The 20,448-nt window shown below is 33.7% G+C and carries 18 protein-coding genes; 1 reads left to right on the forward strand and 17 read right to left on the reverse strand.

Annotated elements, in window-relative coordinates:
* Position 1 precedes the first annotated feature (1 nt).
* From AC4BBR_RS08220 to AC4BBR_RS08245, 6 genes are read right to left on the reverse strand one after another with little or no spacing between them, the layout of a single operon-like run.
* The gene (locus AC4BBR_RS08220; protein ID WP_490459099.1) at positions 2-1,363 is read right to left on the reverse strand and encodes an anthranilate synthase component I family protein; all 1,362 of its coding nucleotides are present in this window, start codon (positions 1,361-1,363) and stop codon (positions 2-4) included.
* Positions 1,360-2,595, reverse strand: coding sequence for an ATP-grasp domain-containing protein (locus tag AC4BBR_RS08225; RefSeq protein WP_490459100.1), 1,236 nt, complete (start codon positions 2,593-2,595; stop codon positions 1,360-1,362). The genes AC4BBR_RS08220 and AC4BBR_RS08225 overlap by 4 nt, the downstream gene beginning before the upstream one ends.
* Positions 2,595-3,836 (reverse strand): ATP-grasp domain-containing protein, encoded by a 1,242-nt coding sequence (locus tag AC4BBR_RS08230; protein ID WP_490459101.1) that lies wholly within the window; start codon positions 3,834-3,836, stop codon positions 2,595-2,597. The genes AC4BBR_RS08225 and AC4BBR_RS08230 overlap by 1 nt, the downstream gene beginning before the upstream one ends.
* Positions 3,833-4,123, reverse strand: coding sequence for a chorismate mutase (locus tag AC4BBR_RS08235; RefSeq protein ID WP_490459102.1), 291 nt, complete (start codon positions 4,121-4,123; stop codon positions 3,833-3,835). Before AC4BBR_RS08235 ends, AC4BBR_RS08230 begins: the two co-directional genes overlap by 4 nt.
* Before the next feature lie 11 nt (positions 4,124-4,134).
* A complete protein-coding gene (locus AC4BBR_RS08240; RefSeq protein WP_490459103.1) occupies positions 4,135-5,220 on the reverse strand; it encodes a U32 family peptidase in 1,086 nt (361 codons plus the stop codon).
* Entirely contained in the window at positions 5,221-6,453 is a 1,233-nt protein-coding gene (locus AC4BBR_RS08245; RefSeq protein ID WP_490459104.1) for an MFS transporter, read from the reverse strand.
* Between the two features lie 173 nt (positions 6,454-6,626).
* On the opposite strand from AC4BBR_RS08245, the gene AC4BBR_RS08250 reads away from it, so the two are divergent.
* Positions 6,627-8,369 carry an ABC transporter substrate-binding protein gene (locus AC4BBR_RS08250; protein ID WP_490459105.1) on the forward strand — a complete coding sequence of 581 codons (1,743 nt, stop codon included), beginning with the start codon at positions 6,627-6,629 and terminating at the stop codon, positions 8,367-8,369.
* Positions 8,370-8,719: 350 nt separating this feature from the next.
* Here the strand turns inward: AC4BBR_RS08250 and AC4BBR_RS08255 are convergent, their stop codons facing one another.
* From AC4BBR_RS08255 to AC4BBR_RS08305, 11 genes are all read right to left on the reverse strand, one after another.
* Entirely contained in the window at positions 8,720-9,568 is an 849-nt protein-coding gene (locus AC4BBR_RS08255; RefSeq protein ID WP_490459106.1) for a DegV family protein, read from the reverse strand.
* Positions 9,569-9,643: 75 nt separating this feature from the next.
* On the reverse strand, positions 9,644-10,771 hold the full coding sequence (locus AC4BBR_RS08260) for an LCP family protein (protein WP_490459107.1): 1,128 nt from the start codon (positions 10,769-10,771) through the stop codon (positions 9,644-9,646).
* Between the two features lie 110 nt (positions 10,772-10,881).
* Complete coding sequence (gene pheA / locus AC4BBR_RS08265; RefSeq protein WP_490459108.1) at positions 10,882-11,730, reverse strand: prephenate dehydratase; 849 nt, start codon at positions 11,728-11,730, stop codon at positions 10,882-10,884.
* A gap of 12 nt (positions 11,731-11,742) precedes the next feature.
* Positions 11,743-12,243: a shikimate kinase gene (locus AC4BBR_RS08270; protein WP_490459109.1), complete on the reverse strand. Its 501-nt coding sequence runs from the start codon at positions 12,241-12,243 to the stop codon at positions 11,743-11,745.
* A gap of 17 nt (positions 12,244-12,260) precedes the next feature.
* Entirely contained in the window at positions 12,261-13,505 is a 1,245-nt protein-coding gene (gene aroA / locus AC4BBR_RS08275) for a 3-phosphoshikimate 1-carboxyvinyltransferase (RefSeq protein WP_490462091.1), read from the reverse strand.
* A 159-nt stretch (positions 13,506-13,664) separates the two neighbouring features.
* Complete coding sequence (locus AC4BBR_RS08280) at positions 13,665-14,762, reverse strand: prephenate dehydrogenase (RefSeq protein WP_490459110.1); 1,098 nt, start codon at positions 14,760-14,762, stop codon at positions 13,665-13,667.
* Between the two features lie 29 nt (positions 14,763-14,791).
* Positions 14,792-15,958: a chorismate synthase gene (gene aroC / locus AC4BBR_RS08285; protein WP_490459111.1), complete on the reverse strand. Its 1,167-nt coding sequence runs from the start codon at positions 15,956-15,958 to the stop codon at positions 14,792-14,794.
* Positions 15,959-15,969: 11 nt separating this feature from the next.
* Positions 15,970-17,031 carry a 3-dehydroquinate synthase gene (aroB, locus tag AC4BBR_RS08290; RefSeq protein WP_490459112.1) on the reverse strand — a complete coding sequence of 354 codons (1,062 nt, stop codon included), beginning with the start codon at positions 17,029-17,031 and terminating at the stop codon, positions 15,970-15,972.
* Positions 17,032-17,048: 17 nt separating this feature from the next.
* The gene (gene aroF / locus AC4BBR_RS08295) at positions 17,049-18,071 is read right to left on the reverse strand and encodes a 3-deoxy-7-phosphoheptulonate synthase (protein ID WP_490459113.1); all 1,023 of its coding nucleotides are present in this window, start codon (positions 18,069-18,071) and stop codon (positions 17,049-17,051) included.
* A 26-nt stretch (positions 18,072-18,097) separates the two neighbouring features.
* A complete protein-coding gene (gene aroE / locus AC4BBR_RS08300) occupies positions 18,098-18,967 on the reverse strand; it encodes a shikimate dehydrogenase (RefSeq protein ID WP_490459114.1) in 870 nt (289 codons plus the stop codon).
* Positions 18,968-19,399: 432 nt separating this feature from the next.
* Positions 19,400-20,380 carry an NAD(P)H-quinone oxidoreductase gene (locus AC4BBR_RS08305; RefSeq protein WP_490459115.1) on the reverse strand — a complete coding sequence of 327 codons (981 nt, stop codon included), beginning with the start codon at positions 20,378-20,380 and terminating at the stop codon, positions 19,400-19,402.
* Positions 20,381-20,448: the final 68 nt, after the last annotated feature.

Consider the following 20,448-nt stretch of genomic DNA (forward strand, 5'->3'; position numbering starts at 1 on the left):
TTTAATTTCCTAAAAGACCGTTAAAAATAGCCTTACCTTTGTCGAGAGTTTCTTGATATTCCTTTGATTCGACTGAATCATATACAATTCCTCCGCCTAGAGATAAACTAGCGTTATTTCCATCAATAAATACTGTTCTAATAAGAATATTTAAATCAAATTCTGAATTATCTATGGACACTCTTCCTAAAGAACCTGTATAGAGAGATCTTTTTTTAGGTTCACTTTCTTGAATCACTTCCATTGCTCTTTTTTTAGGACATCCTGTTATAGATCCTCCAGGAAATGTTTCCAATATTATTTTTCCAAGCGAGATATTCTCCTGAATTTCAGCAGTAATTCTAGAAACTAATTGTAAAACTGAAGCATATTTTTCTATAAACATCAGACTTTCAACTTGCACTGTTCCAGCTATAGCAAGTCTTCCAAGATCATTTCTTAGCAAATCGACAATCATCGTATTTTCTGAACATTCTTTTTCAGAATTTAGAAGTTGTTCGTAATTTTTCTTTTCTTCAACCTCGTTTTCCCCTCTTGGGCGTGTTCCTTTTATCGGTTCAGTTACAATAGTTGTTCCTCTTTTTGTTAGAAAACGCTCTGGACTAGTTGATAAAATAGCCAATTGATTTTTCTTAAAGTATGCTGAATAAGGAGCTGGATTCGAGTTTCTAATCTTTTCATATATTTCAATAGAGTGTTCATTTATCTTCCAAGAAAATCTCTGACTCATGTTTACTTGATAAATATGTCCCTCATAGATATAGTTTTTGATTGATTTTAGAGTTTGAATATATTCATCGTATTCAAAATTACTTTCTAGTTCAGTTTTTACTTTATGTTTAAAATACGTTTGATCAAATTTATTTTGTGTACTATCAAACTCATTTTCAAATCTCGAAATTAATTCTTTTTCATTTAAATTTTGTTCATATATACTCATATAAATAGATTCATTAGTATTGTGATCAAATATCAAATTGTCTCTACAAACATATATTGCTACATCAAAGAAAGAATCTTCTTTATTTTTTTTATTGTTTACTCTAATAATATTTTCGCCTAAATCATAACTAAGGTAAATATAGCAATTCGGTTTAAACATGGCATTATGACAATCTTTTATTTCAATAGACCATTTATTTAAAAACAAATCTATTTCATCTATAACGCTATTTACATTATCTCCTGTTATAGTTATTTCTAGCGCATCGATGACATTCCAACTCAAATAACTCTTCTCTTCTTTTCCTACTCTACTAGAACTATCCAGAAAAAAAATATCTTCATTTTTTCTTGCCAAATGTTTAGCTAGTCCAAATATGTTTCTATCAAGTTTTTTTAAGTTTACACCGCTAACTTTCATACTATATCTAATCCTCTCACTTTAACATATTGATCTACACTAGAATGAATGACTCTTAAATTTTCCATTATTTCTTCAAGATTACCTGCACGTACATAAATATCTCCTATTCGTTTATGTGAAGCATCAGCTTTTCGAACCTCTTGACCAATTTCAACAAAATAATCAACTTTCACGATATTTTTTTCAATGTCAAGTATATGTTCATGATCTATATACGTAACTCTACCATTACAATTGATAGGTATCTGTAAGGATCCAATTATTCCATCCCTATAATTAATAGTTGGAGTATATCTTTCCCTAATTTCAACTGCAACAAAACCATCAATAATATCTATATTTGTTTGCATTTTTATATTTTCTGGAATTGCACTTCCAGCAGGTCTAAGCGCAATTTCACAAAAACATATTTCACTATTCTGTTCTATGTTTTTAAAACATTCTAAATGAGTTACACCATCACAAATATTTAATGCTTTAATTACTTCATAGTTATAGTCTATGAGTTCTTTAAAAAGTTTAGAATTCTGATCTAATGCAATTGTTCCGACAAAATTATGCTCCATAAAATTAACTAAAGGGGTTGGGTACATACTAGCGTATGAAAATTTAATCTCACCCTCTTGAATAATACTGTCAATATGGAATTCTTCACCTTGTATAAATTCTTCTAATAAAATTCCTTTTTCGAAATGATATTTTCCTTTTTCTTGTTCAAACGTTTTGTAGTATTCTTCCCATTCCTTTACTGATTTTATACGATTTACACTAATTGAACCCATTCCTTGTTTTGGTTTAGCAATTACCTCTGAAAACTTATTTAATAAAGCATAACCATCTGCAATATCATTAATCTCAACGTACTCTGGCACCCAGAATTTTTTCTCTTTTAGTGCTGCTTTCATTAGCGCCTTATCACGAAACTTCTCAATTTCACTTGCTCCCATTCCAGGTATATCGAATTTATCACGCAATTGTCCTGCAATGCGAATTCCCTTTTCGCCAGATGCAATAACTGCCAAAATCTTGCTTATATCAAAATCAACTAAAATCTTGCTTATTTCTTTCAAATCTGTCATATCATTCACATGATAGAAATAATCGCATAAAGATGCTTCTGGCGGAGGCATTTTCTTGTCTACAATTACTATAGTGTACAGATCTCTATTCTTAACAGACCTAAGCACTGCTTCTCTTCTTCCGAGACATACACAATACTTTTTACCCATTAGCTCTCCTCCCCTATCTCAATTTTAGCTAGTTCCTGTAACAATTTAGCAGACAAATTAACAGATTCAAAACTTTCCTCATTAAAGTAAGCAAATAAAGCTAATCTACCTCGATTGTCACTGAGGTTTTTAACATTGCTTTTCGGTGCAATTTTATATTCCATATCAATAAAGTTTTTATCTTTTTTCAAATCCTCTAAGTTTTGAAACCCCACGAATTTTCCTTTCCTCGGAGAATGAATAAACTTAATGTATCCAAATCCTTTTTTCATGAATTTTAATTCACAATTTTTACCTACGCAGTTTTCAATAATAATCTTGTAAAAATCAACGTTCAACACTCTACTCAGCATTTCAGCAATAAATCCTCCACCAACTCGCGGATTTAGTTCAATGAGGTGAACACCACTTTGATTTATTTTAACTTCAGTATGGGTAATACCAGTACAGATTTCAAATAATTCATGAATCTTTTCCACGTAATTTACTATTTGTTTTTCTTCTTCTAGTGTAATCCTGACTGCAGGAATGATATGTCCATTTTCAACATTTTCAAACTTTTCATTGAATACTTTTTCTGTAATCATAATTGAATTTACAATGCCCTTTTCAACTACACTTTCAACAGAAAATTCTTTACCACTAATAAAAGGTTCTACTAAAACTTGTTTAGTGAAGATTGGTCCAAGAATTCCATAATCTAGATTGGTAGCATTTTTTTCAAACGCACTTAACAACTCATCAAAGGAATTCACTTTCTCCACATTTATACTTCCGAATCCATTCAACGGCTTCATTATACATGGATAGCTTAAGCTCGCTTTTTTTCGAATAATTTCTTGTTTAGAACTAAATATGAAAAATTTTTCGTTAAATAAACCTGATTCCTTTAGTTTTTCTCTCGTTTTTTCTTTTGACATAACACATTCTACTGCTTTTGTACCGAATGAGGGTAAGTTCAAATGAACTGTTAGAAGATTTACAAGTTTGGGTAAAAAAACATGCCCAGCCAATATTCCTTCAAATGGTATATTCTTATAAAATCTTTCGATTTTTTTTATTGTCTCTTCCTCATTAAAGTAATCAATTTGAATGTAGTAATCCATACATGCGGTTTCCAGTGCACTTAAATTTGATTTTGACACTGCTGCTGCAAGAATTACTTCGTATCCTAGTCGTTTAGCATGTTGCATATACTTTTTTCCAAAAGCATAATTTCCTATTATTAGTATTCTTTTCATTTATTATGTCCTTTCTCTAATTCCATATTGTTTTCTATCTTACACGAATACAAGATTATCATTTTAAATAATTCCTCAATGAACTCTTGTTCTAATTGAAGTGATTCAGCCAATTTTTTTCGTTCGTTTAATACTTGTTCAACTCTACTTTTTTGCATTACACTGATATTTTGTTCGATTTTAATCTTGCCAATTGATTCAACAATTAAACTTCTCTCTTTCAAAAGTTTTATTATTTTAAAATCAATTTGATCAATTTTTTGACGATACTCTTCAATAGTTTTCATTTGTTTTACTCCTATACTAACCGTTCAATTAGATTATTTTCATATTTAATCATTTCTAAATGCTGCTCTCTAAAATTCGGGTCTATATTAGTTGCTTTCTTCGCAAAACTATGACAATGAGTACATTTCCCTCCGCATTCTAATTTATTGCACTTCCCTTTTACAAATTTTTCAATATGCCTATTTAGCTTCGTATTATCAATATAAATATTTTCCAAATATTTAATAGGATCAGAAACATCTTGATAACCAAAATGTTGAATTAAATCGAGTAGGTTACCATTATATTTTCTATCAGAATATGCTTTACATCTCTTTATCAACAAGTCTGTTGGAGTTGCTCGATCTATAATTTTAAATTGATCATATCCTAAAGCTTCATAGTAATGAATATCTTCTGGTCTTATAATATCCGAAATTAAGTAGTTAACTGGATCTGCTACTCTTCTTTTTGAACATCCTAAATAGCAATAATCTTTCCCGACATCGTTTCCTGTTTTTCGAGAAGATTGTCCTAAAAAGGCTTGGTGGTACGGAAGTATAGGACATCCGTACAAACAGTTGTTATTGACAATCAGTTCTAGATCCATAGTAGTTGAATCTCTTAAATCTTTTAATAAGGAGAACTCTCGATTAACGGTCATGGGGTCTAATACGATACAATCAGCGCCCATCTCTTCCCAACTTCGAATTTTACTAACAGAGTTAACACATACACTTGAAGATATTTTGACGTCAATTTTAGGGTAGTTTTTCTTAATATATTGTAAAAAAATAGGAATTGAAATTGTAAGGGAGTCTACTTCTATCTCACTAAGCCAATCTAAAAGCTCTTTTAGTTCACTTTTACCTTTTTTTGTAAATTCATCATTACTTAAAAAAGGATTGTTGAATGTATAATTAAATGTTAAACCATGTTTGTGAGCATATTTTACGTGATTTAATACTTTTTCTCGATCTATAGAATCTAAATTGGCAGTCTCAAGACCTCCGCCAACAAAATCATTCGTTAACTTCCCAAATAAATTTGTTACCTCAGTAGACTTCACTCCATCGATTAATTTTTCATCAAAATTTGTTGCAACTGATAGTTTCATTTAATCATCCTCCTGTATTTTCAATTTATAACTTATTATTGTTATCATAAGCCCAGCAATACCTAACAAAAAAATTAATATAGCTATTATCGCTTCAGATAGCACTCCTACAAATAGCAAAAAAAATCCACTTATAATTTTAGAAATCTGTAGATTAATTCCATTAAATGCCATGTAAGTACCTCTGTTGCCGGTTTCAATTATTTCTGCTAACAAAGATTGTTTTGCTGGTATATACAATAATTCTCCTATCGAGATGATAACTATTATTAACGGCATCATCCACGCATTCGATAAGTAAGCTAAACAAGCATAACCAATTGAGTAAGCAATGACCCCAATTACTAAGTAGCTACTAATTTTGTTAGATTTAAACTTACTTATTACAAATGGCGTTAAAACTACTACAAGAATTGTATTTAATGTTGTTAGCAAACTTAGTAAACGAACACCGTCAATACTGATCATTCTTTCAAAAATATAAAAAGTCTGATTCATTTCTGTACTGGATGCAAAATGTAGTGCAATTACATTACTACGTTGTAACTCAACTGCTAGTACCAAGATACTTCCAATTGTATAAAAGAGAAAAACCTTATTTTTTAGAACATTAGAATACTGCTTAAAAATACGAACAACATCAAATTTCAAATTAGCTTCTTTTAATTTCTCAGAAACTTGAAATGATTCTACAATTCTTAGATAGGTTACTCCTAAGGTCACACAAGAAAGCAAAAAAAGAAGAATCAGAAGCTCAGTTAAAGATTTTGTGAATAACCATCCTCCAATTATTGTTCCTAGCATTATAGAGATATTTGTTATCCAATAATTGATAGAAAAAACTCTAGGTCTATTTTCGTTATTGCTTAGATCGACCAGCATTGCCTCAGCAGCGGGGTTAATCAACCCTTGAGCAATATTTATCAAACATATAGAAGCAAACACCACGTACGGAGTAAATTGGAAAATCATTATGAAAAAACTTATAACTTTAATACTTTCTCCGAACACCATAATTTTTTTTCTTCCTAGAATATCTGTTTTATACCCGCCGTACAAAGTTGCTACTAATTGCAGTATTGTAGCTAAGATTACAAAAATAGAAGCAGCACCTGCACTAATATTTTCTGTGTAATAAATCGACATAAAAGGAAGTAGCATTGACGAACTAGACTTACTTATAAATGACACTAAAAACCTATTTTTTAGTGTAGAATCCAAATCTTTAAACATTTTCCACCCCTACTCTTATTGAATTCTAATATATTTAATATACTTTTAAAGTATCACCTAGATTAAAAAGCAAAAAAAGGGTAAAATAAGTTAGAATAATATACCTTTTTAATTTTATAGGAAGTGACAACAGGAAAATAGGTTCATATATTTTTATTTAAGGAGGGGTTAAAATGAAGGATATTGAGTATTTCACATTAAGATCAATTGTTTATTATAAAGAAAAAAATCGGAAAGTGCTTTTCAGCATGGGAAATCTAGCCAAAGAATGGCATTACACAAAACAAAATGTTAAAAAAAAACTGAGGAAATATGAAGAATTAGGTCTATTGAACTATATTCCAGGAAAAGGGAGAGGAAATTTTTCAACATTGATATTTCAGGAAAGTTTTCCATCTGAAATACAGGCTAATTTGATAAAATGTATTAACAATAAAGACATGAAATTCGCCCTTGAATTATCGCAATTAGATATCCCTCAAGAGTGGTTCATGCCTTTTATAGAAGAATTTCAAGCTCTTTTTAAACATACTTTCACTGATAATTCAGATAACATTCTAAGATTTGTTATAAATAGAAGAATTGCTCCACTTGACCCATGTCATTCTTCTCTTCACTTTGAAGCATATCTTATAAAGCAAATTAGCGACACCTTGGTAAGTTATTCTGAAAAATCTGATACATATACTCCTTTGGTAGCGATTGATTGGAAACACAATAATAATTTTACCGAGTGGACATTTTATATAAGAAAAAATATATTTTTCCATGATGGTACTAAGCTCACTGGTAATGATGTTTTGTACAGCTTCAATCAAGCAAAATTAAGTAGTACAGGGGACTGGATATTAAATGATTTAAAAGATATGTATTGTAGCTCAGACTTTGTTGTTCATTTTCTTTTCAAAACACCTGAACCGCTATTTTTGAAGTTAATTACTCATTATTCACTAGTGATTAGGTCCACTTTATCTCAAAATGAAAAATTCATTGGATGCGGTCCTTTTATATTGTTCGAAAACAAAGAAAATTCTCTTTCTCTAAAGACCTTTCAACATTATTATCACGAACAACCTTTAGTAAAGGGTATCGAATTTTGGATTATTGATTTAAAAATAAAAAAATGGCTTGTTTTACCTTCCTTAGATATTAACAATACTCCTTCAAACTATTCTGAAACAAAAGATATTGGAGTTAAACGTTCAGGAGTAAATTATTTGATCTTTAATCAAAAGAAAATTCCTTCAATAGATAAAGCGTTAGTAAATGCTTTAAAAAAAGTTTTTGATACCAGTAATTTAATACGCGATCTATATGATAATAAAGTAACAGAAGCATATAGTTATTTTCCTAATTATTCTCAAAAAGAGGCTACGGTTTTTGAAGTTAAAGAAGAAGAAATAACGATGGATTTGAAGTTATCGAATTACACTGGGGAACCACTTGTACTGGCAATATTCAATCATCCTAAATTAATTCGAGAAGCTGAATGGTTTAAGAATAAATCGTCTGTGTATAATATAAATATTCAGATAAAAACTTATTCATTCAATGACAATTATTATGAAGAAGATATTGTCTCCAATGCTGATATGGCGTTGGCTACAGATATACCCGTTACTGATATCGAATTAGGGTACTTAGACTTTTTATTGAATAAATCCTTACTCTTTCAAAGGTTCATTAGCGAGAAGCATTTATCTAATTTAATACGTCTTGCTAATACATACAAACAATCTACATTACTAACAGAAAAAAAAGAAATTTTTCTAAAAATGGAAGATTATATTCAGAAAGAGAATCTACTTATATATTTATATTATCCTCAAAAATATTACAATATTCATAATTATATTAATGGTGTAGAGTTTGATAGCAATGGAGATATTGGTTTAAAAAAATTATGGTGGTCATAATATCTTAATACTATAATCATCTATTTTAATAAATGCTAAAAAGACATTTTAAATGATTGAATCTCTTCACTTTACCCATTAAAGTTTATAGCCAGTTAATCAAATAAATACTTTTAATAAAATAATAGAAGCTCATATTATTTAGGCTTATTGTCAAATCGGACTGATTAGTAGAAATTTTTTTGGAAGAGAGCTATTATTTATCGACTGAATGAATCAAAATAAGACTATGAAAACCACCCATGAAGGCAAGGCTAGTGTGCCTCATAGGTGGTTTTCATAATCTTTTCATAATAGTTGATTCAATTTACAATCTTAGTTAACAAAAAGCATTTGTCTCATCCTTTAATCTATTGTGCTGAAATAGCAATTCCAATGGCCTTCTCACCTAAATGCGTTCCAATAACAGGACCAAAATGACCAATTTCAATAATGGCATTTGGATATTGCTTTTGAAGTTTTTCTTTCTCTTCTTCAGCAACTTCTAAGTTATTTGCATGAATAACATACAATTTCACAGGACGATTAATTTCTTGGTCTCGTTTCCCAATTATTTTTTCAGCTCGTGCAAAAGCCTTTTTTGTCGAGCGAATTTTTTCAAACAAAACAATCTTACCATCTTCAAAGGTTAAAATCGGCTTGATTTTCAATAATCCAGCAATTAAAGCCGCACCATTAGTTAAACGTCCGCCGCGTACAAGATTGTTTAAATCCTCAACAATCAAATATGCGTACGTATTATCTCTAATGATATCTAGTTTTGTAAATATTTCTTCTAAACTAGCATTTTCTTCTATTAAATCTAAAGCTGCCTCGACCATATGCCCCATTGGCACACTTGTAATTTTGGAATCGTAAGGATAAAGCGTAATACCATTTATTGAATCTGTTAAGGAAAACAACGTATTAACAAAGCCCGAAATACCAGAGGAAAGATGGATACTGATAATAGTGTCATATCCTTTAGCAGCAATCTCGTTATATAGTTCGATAACTTCACCTAATGCAGGTTGAGAAGTTGTTGGAAACTCATTACTATTATTCAATAACTCATAATATTCATCGGCTTCAATATCTATTCCTTCATTATAAATCTTACCATCTAAAATAACAGGAATAGAAATAACAAACAAATTAGGAGAGTTCTTGATTCTCTCAGGTAAATAAGCTGTACTATCTGTCACAATAGCAATTTTCATTTTGTAACCTCGTTTCACTAATTTTACACAATATTAATAATATAGCATAAATCTGCTCATAATTATATTAAATTTTTATTGATCAAGAAAATTTTGAACAGCTGCTTTGTTCATATCTAAATCAATTTGTAGAACACTACCAGCATAATCAACATCTAAGTTACTCCAAGATCCGTCAACTGGAACGGTTAATCGCTCGATGCCACTGCCCCCTTTTAATAGCAACGAAGGTCCATTTTTCAACATAAACGATGTAGGTACATCCGTTGACATATAACCGACTAGACGACCTAAAGATTCAGGAGTCCGAAGCAATGCTAAAGGATTTTTTAATTGTCCCATAACAGCTGTCATCACCTGTTGTTGACGGCGAACACGACCAAAGTCACCTTCTTCATCTTTTCTGAAACGCGAATACTGCAAGAGCGTATGTCCATCCATTTTTTGTTTCCCTTTTGCAATATCAACACCATCTAAATTCAAATCCTTTTCAGCGTCGATTTTGACACCATTTGGAAACAGTGAATCAATAATCTTTTCAAATGATTGAAAGTCCACTTTCGCATAGTATCTGGTTTGAATATTGAAATTTTCCACTAAAGTTTGACGGACTAAGTCTGCGCCACCTAACGCATAAGCCGCATTAATCTTATTCTCATCATAACCTGGAATATCCACAAAGGTATCGCGCATAAATGAAATTAATTTAGGTTTCTTTGACGGACCATCTAATTGAAGAACCATAATTGTGTCCGCCCGACCAGCATCTTCCCCTCTAGTATCACTACCTAAAATTAAGATATTGTTAGCACCATTAGCACTTTTTGCTCCATTAAAGGTTTCGATGGCCTCTTTAGGTAAAGAATTATCATTTTCAGCGTATGATTTCCCTTTGAAAAAGAAACCCACTGCTAATACAATCAGCAAGATAAAAAACAAGGCGATTCTTTTAGGCCAGCTAAACCGTTTCTTTCTTCTAGGTTTTTTTGTTTTTTTTTCTCTTTTTGAAACACCTTTTGCTTTTGCATTAATCTCTGCTTGTCCTACATTTTGATGAGATTCATTCAGTGGTTCTTGTTCTTGATAATAGCTATTTCTAGGTTCTTCAGTATAATTTTTTTCTTTTCTTGGATTAAAGCCATTCTTTTCTTCTACTGGTTTTGATTTATCATGTATGTGTTTATAGCGATCTATACGGCTCATCATTTCCACCTCACTTCAATTAACAACAATTATAAGCATACCTTATTTTACCAAAAATTCCTATTAGATAGAGAAAATTTAACAAAAAATAAAAAGACCTTTTCAGATCTTTATACTCCGTTGATTGGATAAATCGCATATTTTCCGAATATTTTTACTGTTCCACCCATTAAACGTATCTCTTCTAAAGCATTATCAAGTAATTGCTGCGTTTTTTGAACATTGATATCTATCAGAAAGAAATACTCGCCCAACGCTGTTTTCAAAGGACGAGATTCAATTTTACTTAAATCAATTTCCCGCCAGCTAAATGCAGATAAAGCTTTATGCAAAGCACCTGGCATGTTATTTGGCATAGTTAACGCAATAGTCAACTTTTTATCGGTAGATTTTATTGGTAACTCGATCTTTTCAGACCCAATGACCCAAAATCGAGTCTGGTTAATTGCGACATCTTGAATGTCCTTACCAACAATTTCAAGACCATACTTCTCAGCAGAAAGTTTCGGGGCAATAGCTGCGATTTTCTGCGCTGGATTAAGGGCGACAACATTTGCTGCATAGGCAGTAGAAGGTGTCGCTTCAAGCTCAGCCATCGGGAAATAAGTACGAATAAATTCTTGTGATTGTGCTAACGCCTGAGGATGAGATAAAATCTTTGTTATCTCTTGCCATGACTTCTTATTCTCTTTTGCCACCATCAATTGTTGGTAAATCGGTAAGACGATTTCTGCGCCTACAGGAATTTCTATTTGCTGAAAAAGATAGTCCACAGTCGTATTGACAGACCCTTCTATCGTATTTTCAATCGGCACAACACTTAAATCAACTTCACCAAACTCAACACCTTTGATGCATGCTGGAATCGATTGATAAGAAATCAGTTCTTCGTTTGGAAAAGCATTTTTTGTTGCACTATGAGTAAAAGAAGCTTCTGGACCTAAAAAACCTACTCTCATTAGTTCACCTACTTATATATTTTCTAAAATTTCTTGCGCAATTTCCTCTGGTGTTTGATTATCCGTGTCGACAACTAAGCTGGCACTTTCCTCATATAATGGAATTCTTGGTTCAAAGACTTGTCTGATTTCTCCTGGAGACTTTGATACAACTAGCGGTCTAACGGTTGTATGGTCATGTTTTAATCGTGGAATGAACACTTCTGGTTTGGTTTGTAGATAAACAACTGGAGCCATTCGCTTTAATAGTTTTCGATTTTCTGGTCTCATCACAATCCCACCACCTGTTGACACTACTTGGTTATGATCTAGATAACGTTTTAAAACGTCAGTTTCTCTTGCCCTAAACGCTTCTTCACCATGTAAATCAAAATATTCTTGGATCGTCATACCAATTTCTTCAACGATTTTGTCATCAAAGTCGATATGTTCCATCCCTGTTTTTTTTGAAAGAAGCTTTCCAACAGTTGTTTTCCCTGCTCCCATAAAACCAATTAAAATAATCCCCTTCATCCTTGTTCCTCCGTTTATCAATATAATTTAGCTAAATCATCAAAAAATTTTGGATAAGAAACAGAAATTGCCTCTGCTTTTTCTAATTCCACTGTTCCATCTTTCACCAAAAGAGCAGCAATTTGCAGCATCATGCCAATGCGATGATCACCATAGCTTGTCACTCGAGCAGCATGTAGTGTGGTTTTACCATGAATAATCAAACCGTCATCTGTGGGTTCGATGTTAGCTCCCATTTTAGTTAATTCAGTTGCAACCGCATCAATTCGATTTGTTTCTTTGACTTTTAACTCTTCAGCATCACGAATAATTGTCGTTCCTTCAGCTTGAGTTGCTAGTAAAGCAATGATCGGCAATTCATCGATTAGTCTTGGAATGATTTCTCCACTGATTTCTATTCCTTTCAAGTTACTTGATTCAACGGTTAAAGTTCCCGCTCTATTTTCTTCCCTTCCAGTTTCTTGAATTGTTAAATTCCCACCCATTTGCTGAATAACATCAATGATACCTGTTCGTGTTGGATTTAAACCAACATTATTTAGAATGATTCGGCTACCTGGAATAATCAATCCTGCTGTAAGAAAAAATGAAGCTGAAGAAATATCACCTGGTACAACGACCTCTTGCCCTATTAGATTCTGAGATCCGCTAATACGAATCTCCTTATCTGAAACAGTAATTTCTCCACCGAATTGACGAATCATGTCTTCTGTGTGATCTCTTGTTTTTTCTTTTTCTATAATTATTGATTCCCCTTGAGCTTGCATGGCAGCAAAAAGAATTGCTGATTTTACTTGGGCACTGGCTACAAGCATTTGATAACGGATTGGTTGTAAATTTTCTGTCCCTTTTACAGTTAAAGGTGGAAATTCCGTACCATCATATCCACTGCACTGAGCACCCATTTGGTTAAGTGGTAGCATTACTCTATTCATTGGACGCTTTGCAATCGAATGATCCCCTAATAGTTCACTAGAAAATGGTGCTCCAGCTAAAATCCCCATGATTAATCGGATGGTCGTTCCTGAGTTGCCAACGTTAATTGCTTTTTTTGCTTTCTTTAAACCTGAAAAACCCGTTCCGTAAACTGTAATAATCTCACCATCATCTTCAATTTTAACCCCTAAATCCTGAAATGCTTTCAAAGTACTTAAACAATCGTCGCCTCTCAAGAAATTTCTAACTGTTGTTTTCCCTTGCGCAATTGCGCCAAACATAATACTTCTATGAGAAATCGATTTGTCACTTGGAATATCGATCATTCCGTTTAAGCCGATTTTATTGATTACTAAATCCAAAATATCCCTCCTTTGTTTTTTTTACTAAGCCCCTCACTCCTCAGAGATTTAGCTCTTAATTGAAGTAACGTATAAGCTCACTTAGCTAGATAATACACAGCTAAACAACTAGCTCGCAAAAACTCATTTTTCATAACACAAGTAATCTGTTTCTTTTTCAATAACTACTTTCGCTTTTTCCAAATCTTCCTGTCGCTTAAAAGTTAGTTGTAAAATACCATAAATATCTTCGCGAGTTTCAAGAATCTTTAAATTAATTAATGATAATTGCTCTCTACCTAATAAAGCTGTAATTTCTGCTATCACACCAGGCATATCTGGTACATCCACGAATAAATCATAGAATGCAGGAATTGCTCCTTCTTTGTGAACAGGCATTTGATTTCTAGTTTCTTTCGCTTCATAGAAAAATTGAAAAATAGCCTCTTTATTTTCCGTTTGAATCCATGTTGAAACTTGCTTCATCTCAGCTTGCCATGAATTCATTAGCTGTAGCAATGCTTTTTTATTACTGAGCAGAATATCTGTCCACATTTGCGGATCGGATGAAGCAATTCGTGTAATATCTCGAAATCCTCCAGCGGCTAATTGCTTTGAACGCGGATGCTCTTCATTAAAGACTTTGCTTTGGTTGACCAAACCAGCAGCAATAATATGTGGTAAGTGACTTAGCATTCCAGTAATTTGATCATGCTCTTCAGCTGTAAGGATAACAAATTTTGCTCGTGTTCCTTGTAAAAGACTTTGCAATTCATCGACTTGTTTTTGCTTCTCTACATCTGATGAAGTTAAAATATAATAGGCATTCTCAAATAGATTTTCATCTGCAGCTGTCACACCAGATTTATGTGATCCTGCCATTGGATGTCCACCAATAAATGCTTTTAATCCAGCTTTTTTTGCTGTTTGAATAATTTCTAATTTTGTACTACCGACATCTGAAATAATGACCTCTTTTTTTAAGGGTAATGTTCCGAGTAAGTTCAGTTGATCCAACATACTTTTAACCGGAGTACATAGAAAAATGATATCCGCCAATACAGCAGCTTCATCTATGGACGCTGCTTTTTGATCGATGATTTTTCTTTGTGATGCAAATTCTTCGGAAGCTTTTTGATCATCTACTCCAATAATTGTTACTGAGGGATGTTCTTTTTTTATGCATAGTGCTAATGAACTGCCAATTAATCCTAGACCGACAATTAAAATCTTTTTATTCATTCCGCTTCACTCTCCATTTTTAGCTTTCATTAAAACGTTTGAGTGTAGCGCCGATAAGATGCCACTTCTTTTTTCATTTGTTCAAACGAATCACTACTAAATTTTTCAAGCATCGCTTGAGCTATTTCTGTGGCTACAACCGCTTCACAGACAACACTTGCAGCTGGAACTGCAGTGCTATCAGACCGTTCTACACTTGCTTTATAGGGTTCTTTTGTATCGATATTGACACTTTGCAACGGTTTATATAATGTTGGAATAGGCTTCATAACACCGCGAACAATGATTGGCATACCATTGGTCATTCCCCCTTCAAAACCACCTAGATTATTTGAAGTTCTTATATAACCTGTTTTTTCATCCCAAACAATTTCGTCCATGACTTGGCTACCTGGTTTGTAGCCCATATCAAAGCCGATTCCGAATTCAACACCTTTAAATGCATTGATACTTGTAACCGCTTGGGCAATTTTCGCATCTAGTTTACGATCCCATTGAACATAACTTCCCAACCCTATTGGTACGCCACCGACCACAACTTCGACAACACCACCAATAGTATCACCGTTTTTCTTTGTTTGATCAATTAAATCACGAATCTCTTGCTCTACTAACGGATCAAGGACACGAACGTCTGAATTTTCTGAACGTTCATGGATTTCTTTAACGGTCAAGTTATCTGGGATTTTAGCTTTAATTCCACCTAAAATTGCCACATGACCTGCTACTTCAATAGTTAATTCTTTTAATAATTTTTTAGCAACGGCTCCAATTGCAACCCGCATGGTTGTTTCTCGAGCTGAGGAACGTTCTAAGACATTTCTAAGGTCATCATGCTGATATTTGATTCCACCTACAAGATCCGCATGTCCTGGGCGTGGTTTATTTACGCGTCGGATTTTTTTTTCTTTTTCTGAAACTTCCTCGATTGACATGACGGATGTCCAATTTTTCCAGTCTTTATTCTCAACAATAAGTGTGACGGGTGAACCTAATGTTTTGCCATGGCGAATACCTGAAGTAATTCTTACTTGATCTTTTTCAATTAGCATTCTGCCACCGCGCCCATATCCGCCTTGTCTTCTAGCCAACTCTAGATTAATATCTTCAGGTGATAACGGCATCCCTGCTGGTAATCCTTCTATAATTGCTGTTAATTCTGGTCCATGTGATTCTCCCGCTGTAATAAAACGCATGTAATTTCCCCCTACTCTAGATAACTCTTCATTTCTTCAATTGGAATTCGAACAATTTTCGCTTTACCAATCGATTCTAATAAAATAATATTAATTTTTCCGCCTCGCGCCTTCTTATCATGAGTCAATGCTTCGTAAAGGAGTTCTTGATCCCAAAGACTTGATGTGATTGGTAAATGAAACTTTTGAATCATGGCATTCAATTGCTCTGTCGTACCGAATGGTGTTAACTTCTTTTCTTCAGCGATTCTGGTGATTTGGCTCATCCCGATAGCAACTCCTTCACCATGCGTCAGATTACCATATCCAATAGTATTTTCTAATGCATGTCCAATCGTGTGACCGAAATTAAGAAGTAAGCGAACACCATTATCCAGTTCATCCTCTTCAACAACTTTCCGTTTGATCTCACAGCAAGCAGCAATGATTTCGGTTGCTCGCGTTAGTAACGCTTGTTCATCTGACAAGTTATTCAAAATTTGCCATAACTTTTCATCTGCAATAGCTGCAGATTTGATAATTTCAGCGATGCCTTCTTGTATCCTTCTCGCTTCTAACGTTGTCAACGTATCAGGATCAATTAAAACGCCATCTGGTTGAGCAAATGTGCCAACTAGATTTTTAGCCTTTGATGTATTTACAGCTGTTTTACCACCAATACTGCTGTCGACTTGGGCTAATAATGTTGTTGGAACTTGTAAAAAGTGTACCCCACGCATATAAGTAGACGCGACAAACCCAGCTAAATCACCAACAACGCCTCCGCCTAAAGCAATGATTCCATCACTTCGAGTCATTCCTTCCTCAGCTAGAAAATCATAAATTTTAGACGCCACTGTTAAATTTTTGCTTTGTTCTCCAGCTTCGGCCACAAATGTTGACGGCTCAAATCCTGCATCTTTCAAACTGCTATAAACTTGTCTTCCATATAAAGCTTGAACATTTGTATCTGTGATAATCACAACCTTTTGGGGAGACCAGCATTTTTTAGCCCAAGAGCCGATATCTTTCAACAAACCTTTTTCAATCGTTAAATCATAAGAATGGTTGGGTAAGGTTACAGTGAGTTCCATTTGATTTCAACTCCTTTTTATCTTAAAGCTTTAATTTCTTTCATTGCTTTTTCAATAATGTGAACTTCTTTCATCATATGCATGTACGTTTTTTCATTTAAAGATTGAGGACCATCAGACCACGCATTAATTGGATCAGGGTGAATCTCAACAATCAATCCATCTGCACCAGCTGCAACACCTGCACGAGCCATTGAAGGAACAAGGTCCCAAATACCTACACCATGACTAGGATCAACAATGATCGGAAAATGACTCATTTTTTTTATTAAAGGAACTGCACTTAAATCGAGTGTATTACGTGTAGCCGTTTCGTATGTGCGTATACCACGTTCAATAAAAAGAACATTGAAGTTCCCTTGAGCTGCAATGTATTCTGCTGCATTTAGCCATTCATCAATTGTACCAGAAATTCCGCGCTTTAAGCCAATTGGTTTGCCAGTTTTCCCAACAGCTTGAAGTAATTTGAAGTTTTGCATATTTCTGGCACCGATTTGTAAGATATCACTATATTCGGCAATCATATCAATATGCGCTTCATCCATAACTTCTGTGATGACTTTCAAATCAAATTCGTCTGCTGCTTGACGGATATATTTTAACCCTTCTTCCTCTAGCCCTTGAAATGCGTATGGCGAGGTTCTTGGTTTAAACGCACCACCGCGTAAAACAGTTGCTCCACCAGCTTTAGCAATTCTGGCACACTCTCGAATTTGCTCTAAACTTTCAATAGAACATGGACCAGCCATCATTGTCATGCTACCATCGCCTATTTTTACACCATCAACATTGACAATTGTATTCTCCGGATGAAATTCTCGACTTGTTAGTTTATAGGTTAAAGAGATTCTAACAGCATTTTCAACGCCATCATAACTGTTAAATGCGACATCTTGCATTTTTCTCGTGTCGCCTATCAAACCAATGACTGTTTGTTCATCCCCTTCACTTAAATGAACTTCTAAGCCTTCTTTTTTTACGCGCTCTATCACTGAGTTAATTTGAGCTTTTGTTGCTTCCGATTTCATAATTACGATCATCGTTATTCTCTCCTTTTATTTTCATTTTAATTATTTTCAATAATTGGCTTTACAATTTCTATCGGCATCTCTTGCCCTGTCCATTCTTCAAATGCAGCAGCGCCTTGATAAAGCAACATGCCCAAACCGTTATTGGTTTTAGCTCCACGTAAACGGGCTTGCTTTAGAAATTCTGTTTCTCTTGGGGTATAGATAACATCACAAACGGCTAAATCTGAACGAATGATAGAAAAGTCTTGTATCGGTGTTTGTTCTTCTAACGGTTTCATTCCAACGCCCGTTGCGTTTAATAATAACACGCTTTCAGCTACATCTTTTGCTAGACTATTTTCATCAGATAGGTCATTTAATTTGATAGTACAGTTTGTGTTTTCTGAAATGTAAGCTAATTTCTCTTGAATATTATCGTAAAAGTCGTCTTTTCTATTATAAACCGAGATCTTTTTCACACCATCTAAAGCTGCTTGAACCATGATTGCCGTCGCAGCTCCACCTGCTCCGATGATTGTTATTTGTTTACCGATGATGTCAACGTCGATATCTTGTAAGCTTCTCATAAACCCAATACCATCAGTGTTATGTCCTATTAATTTTCCATTATTATTGATAATCGTGTTTACTGCACCAATCAAACGAGCGGCTTCACTCAATTCATCCATATAGTCAATAGCTAAAATCTTATTTGGCATAGATAAGTTTGCGCCAATCATACCCAAATTTTTTATCGAATCTATTGCTTGCGCTAATCCTTCTATCCCCACTTCAAAAGCCAGGTAAACCGCATCTATTTGCAATGCTTGAAAAGCTGTATTGTGAATCATTGGTGAAACACTGTGACGAATTGGTGTAGCAAATAATGCGACTAATTTAGTGTGACCAGTAATCGTATTTCCCATCTTATTTCCTCCCCAAGAGTAATTTTTCTCAAACAAAAAAGGTACTCACGTAAATTTTAAAAAAATCTACAGTGAACACCTTACAAAAAATAGGTAATATAAAAGCCACTATAGATTTTCTCATCTACGCGGCTGAAAGTCATTTCAAAATTCCCTAGCCATCATAGATACAAACTTGCTAGTCTGCACCCATAATGTATATGAATACAAACTCATCTAAAATAGCTAAAGTAGTAATTATTCAGTTGTAATTGGTTATGCTTCATGCTTATCATATGAATCACTCCGTAACTGATTTATTTAAGAATTGTTCTAAGTATATACCTACAAAAACAAAGTGTCAACATTTTTTCTTTCTAAATTGAAAATCAACATCATTTTTATCGTTGGAAAGCTTTAGATTTAAAGAAGTATTTTTTGAAAATGAATACATTATTTGCTAACTTTTAAAATGATTTTTCCTTTATTTATATTATTCAACATGTATGTGTGCGCAATTTCTACATCTTCAAGTGAAAATATGCAATCAACGATTGGTTTTAATTTTCTTAACGCAAATAACTCATTTGTCTTAGTCATGAATTCTTTTGTTAATCTAGCTTTGTATTCATCACTTCGCGGTGTAAGTAACGTCGCTTTAATCGTGACTCTTTTTTGCAATAGTGCCATTAAATGAACTTCTTTGACAATTGCACCTCCTAAAATTCCAATAAGAATCAAGTGACCGTCATCCGCAATACTAGCTAAATTTTTCTCCCAATAAGATGCCCCAATAAAATCTAAAATAACGTCCACGCCTTTTCCAGCAGTTGCTTGAAGAACCTTTTGACTGAAATCTTCCTCATGATAGTTGATAAGAATGTCTGCGCCCAATGTCTGACATAGATTGAGTTTTTCAGGCGAACTTGCAGTAACAATTATTTTAGCATCGGTTAATTGTTTAGCTAACTGAATTGCGGCTGTTCCTACACCACTAGCTCCCGCATGAATCAATACTGACTTTGTCGAATCCAAATTTCCTAGCCAGAAAAGTGTTTGATAAGCTGTGAGAAAAACCTCGGGAATTGCCGCACCCTCTTCAAAGGTTAACTGATCGGACAACAGCATGGCATTTCCTAAATTCATCACAGCATATTCCGCGTAACCGCCGCCATTTACAAGTCCCATGATACGACTTCCTATTGGAAAACGTGTTGAATCACTTTCTACAACGGTTCCCGAAACCTCAACACCTAAGATCGCATTTCCTCTAGGTAAGTTACCCGTTTCTTTAGCAACTAAATCCGTCCGATTGATTGCAGTGGCTGAAACTTTGATTAGTAATTGATCTTTGTTTCTAATTGGTAAATCTACTTCTTTATTTAACTTCAGAACAGCTTGTCTCTCTTTAAAAGATAGTTCAATTGCTTTCATTTCTTACACCTCACCCCGACTTTTAACGAAAAAACAAACCGCAGAATCTTAAAAAAGAAATCCACGGT

The sequence above is a fragment of the Enterococcus sp. AMC1251 genome, assembly GCF_058216535.1.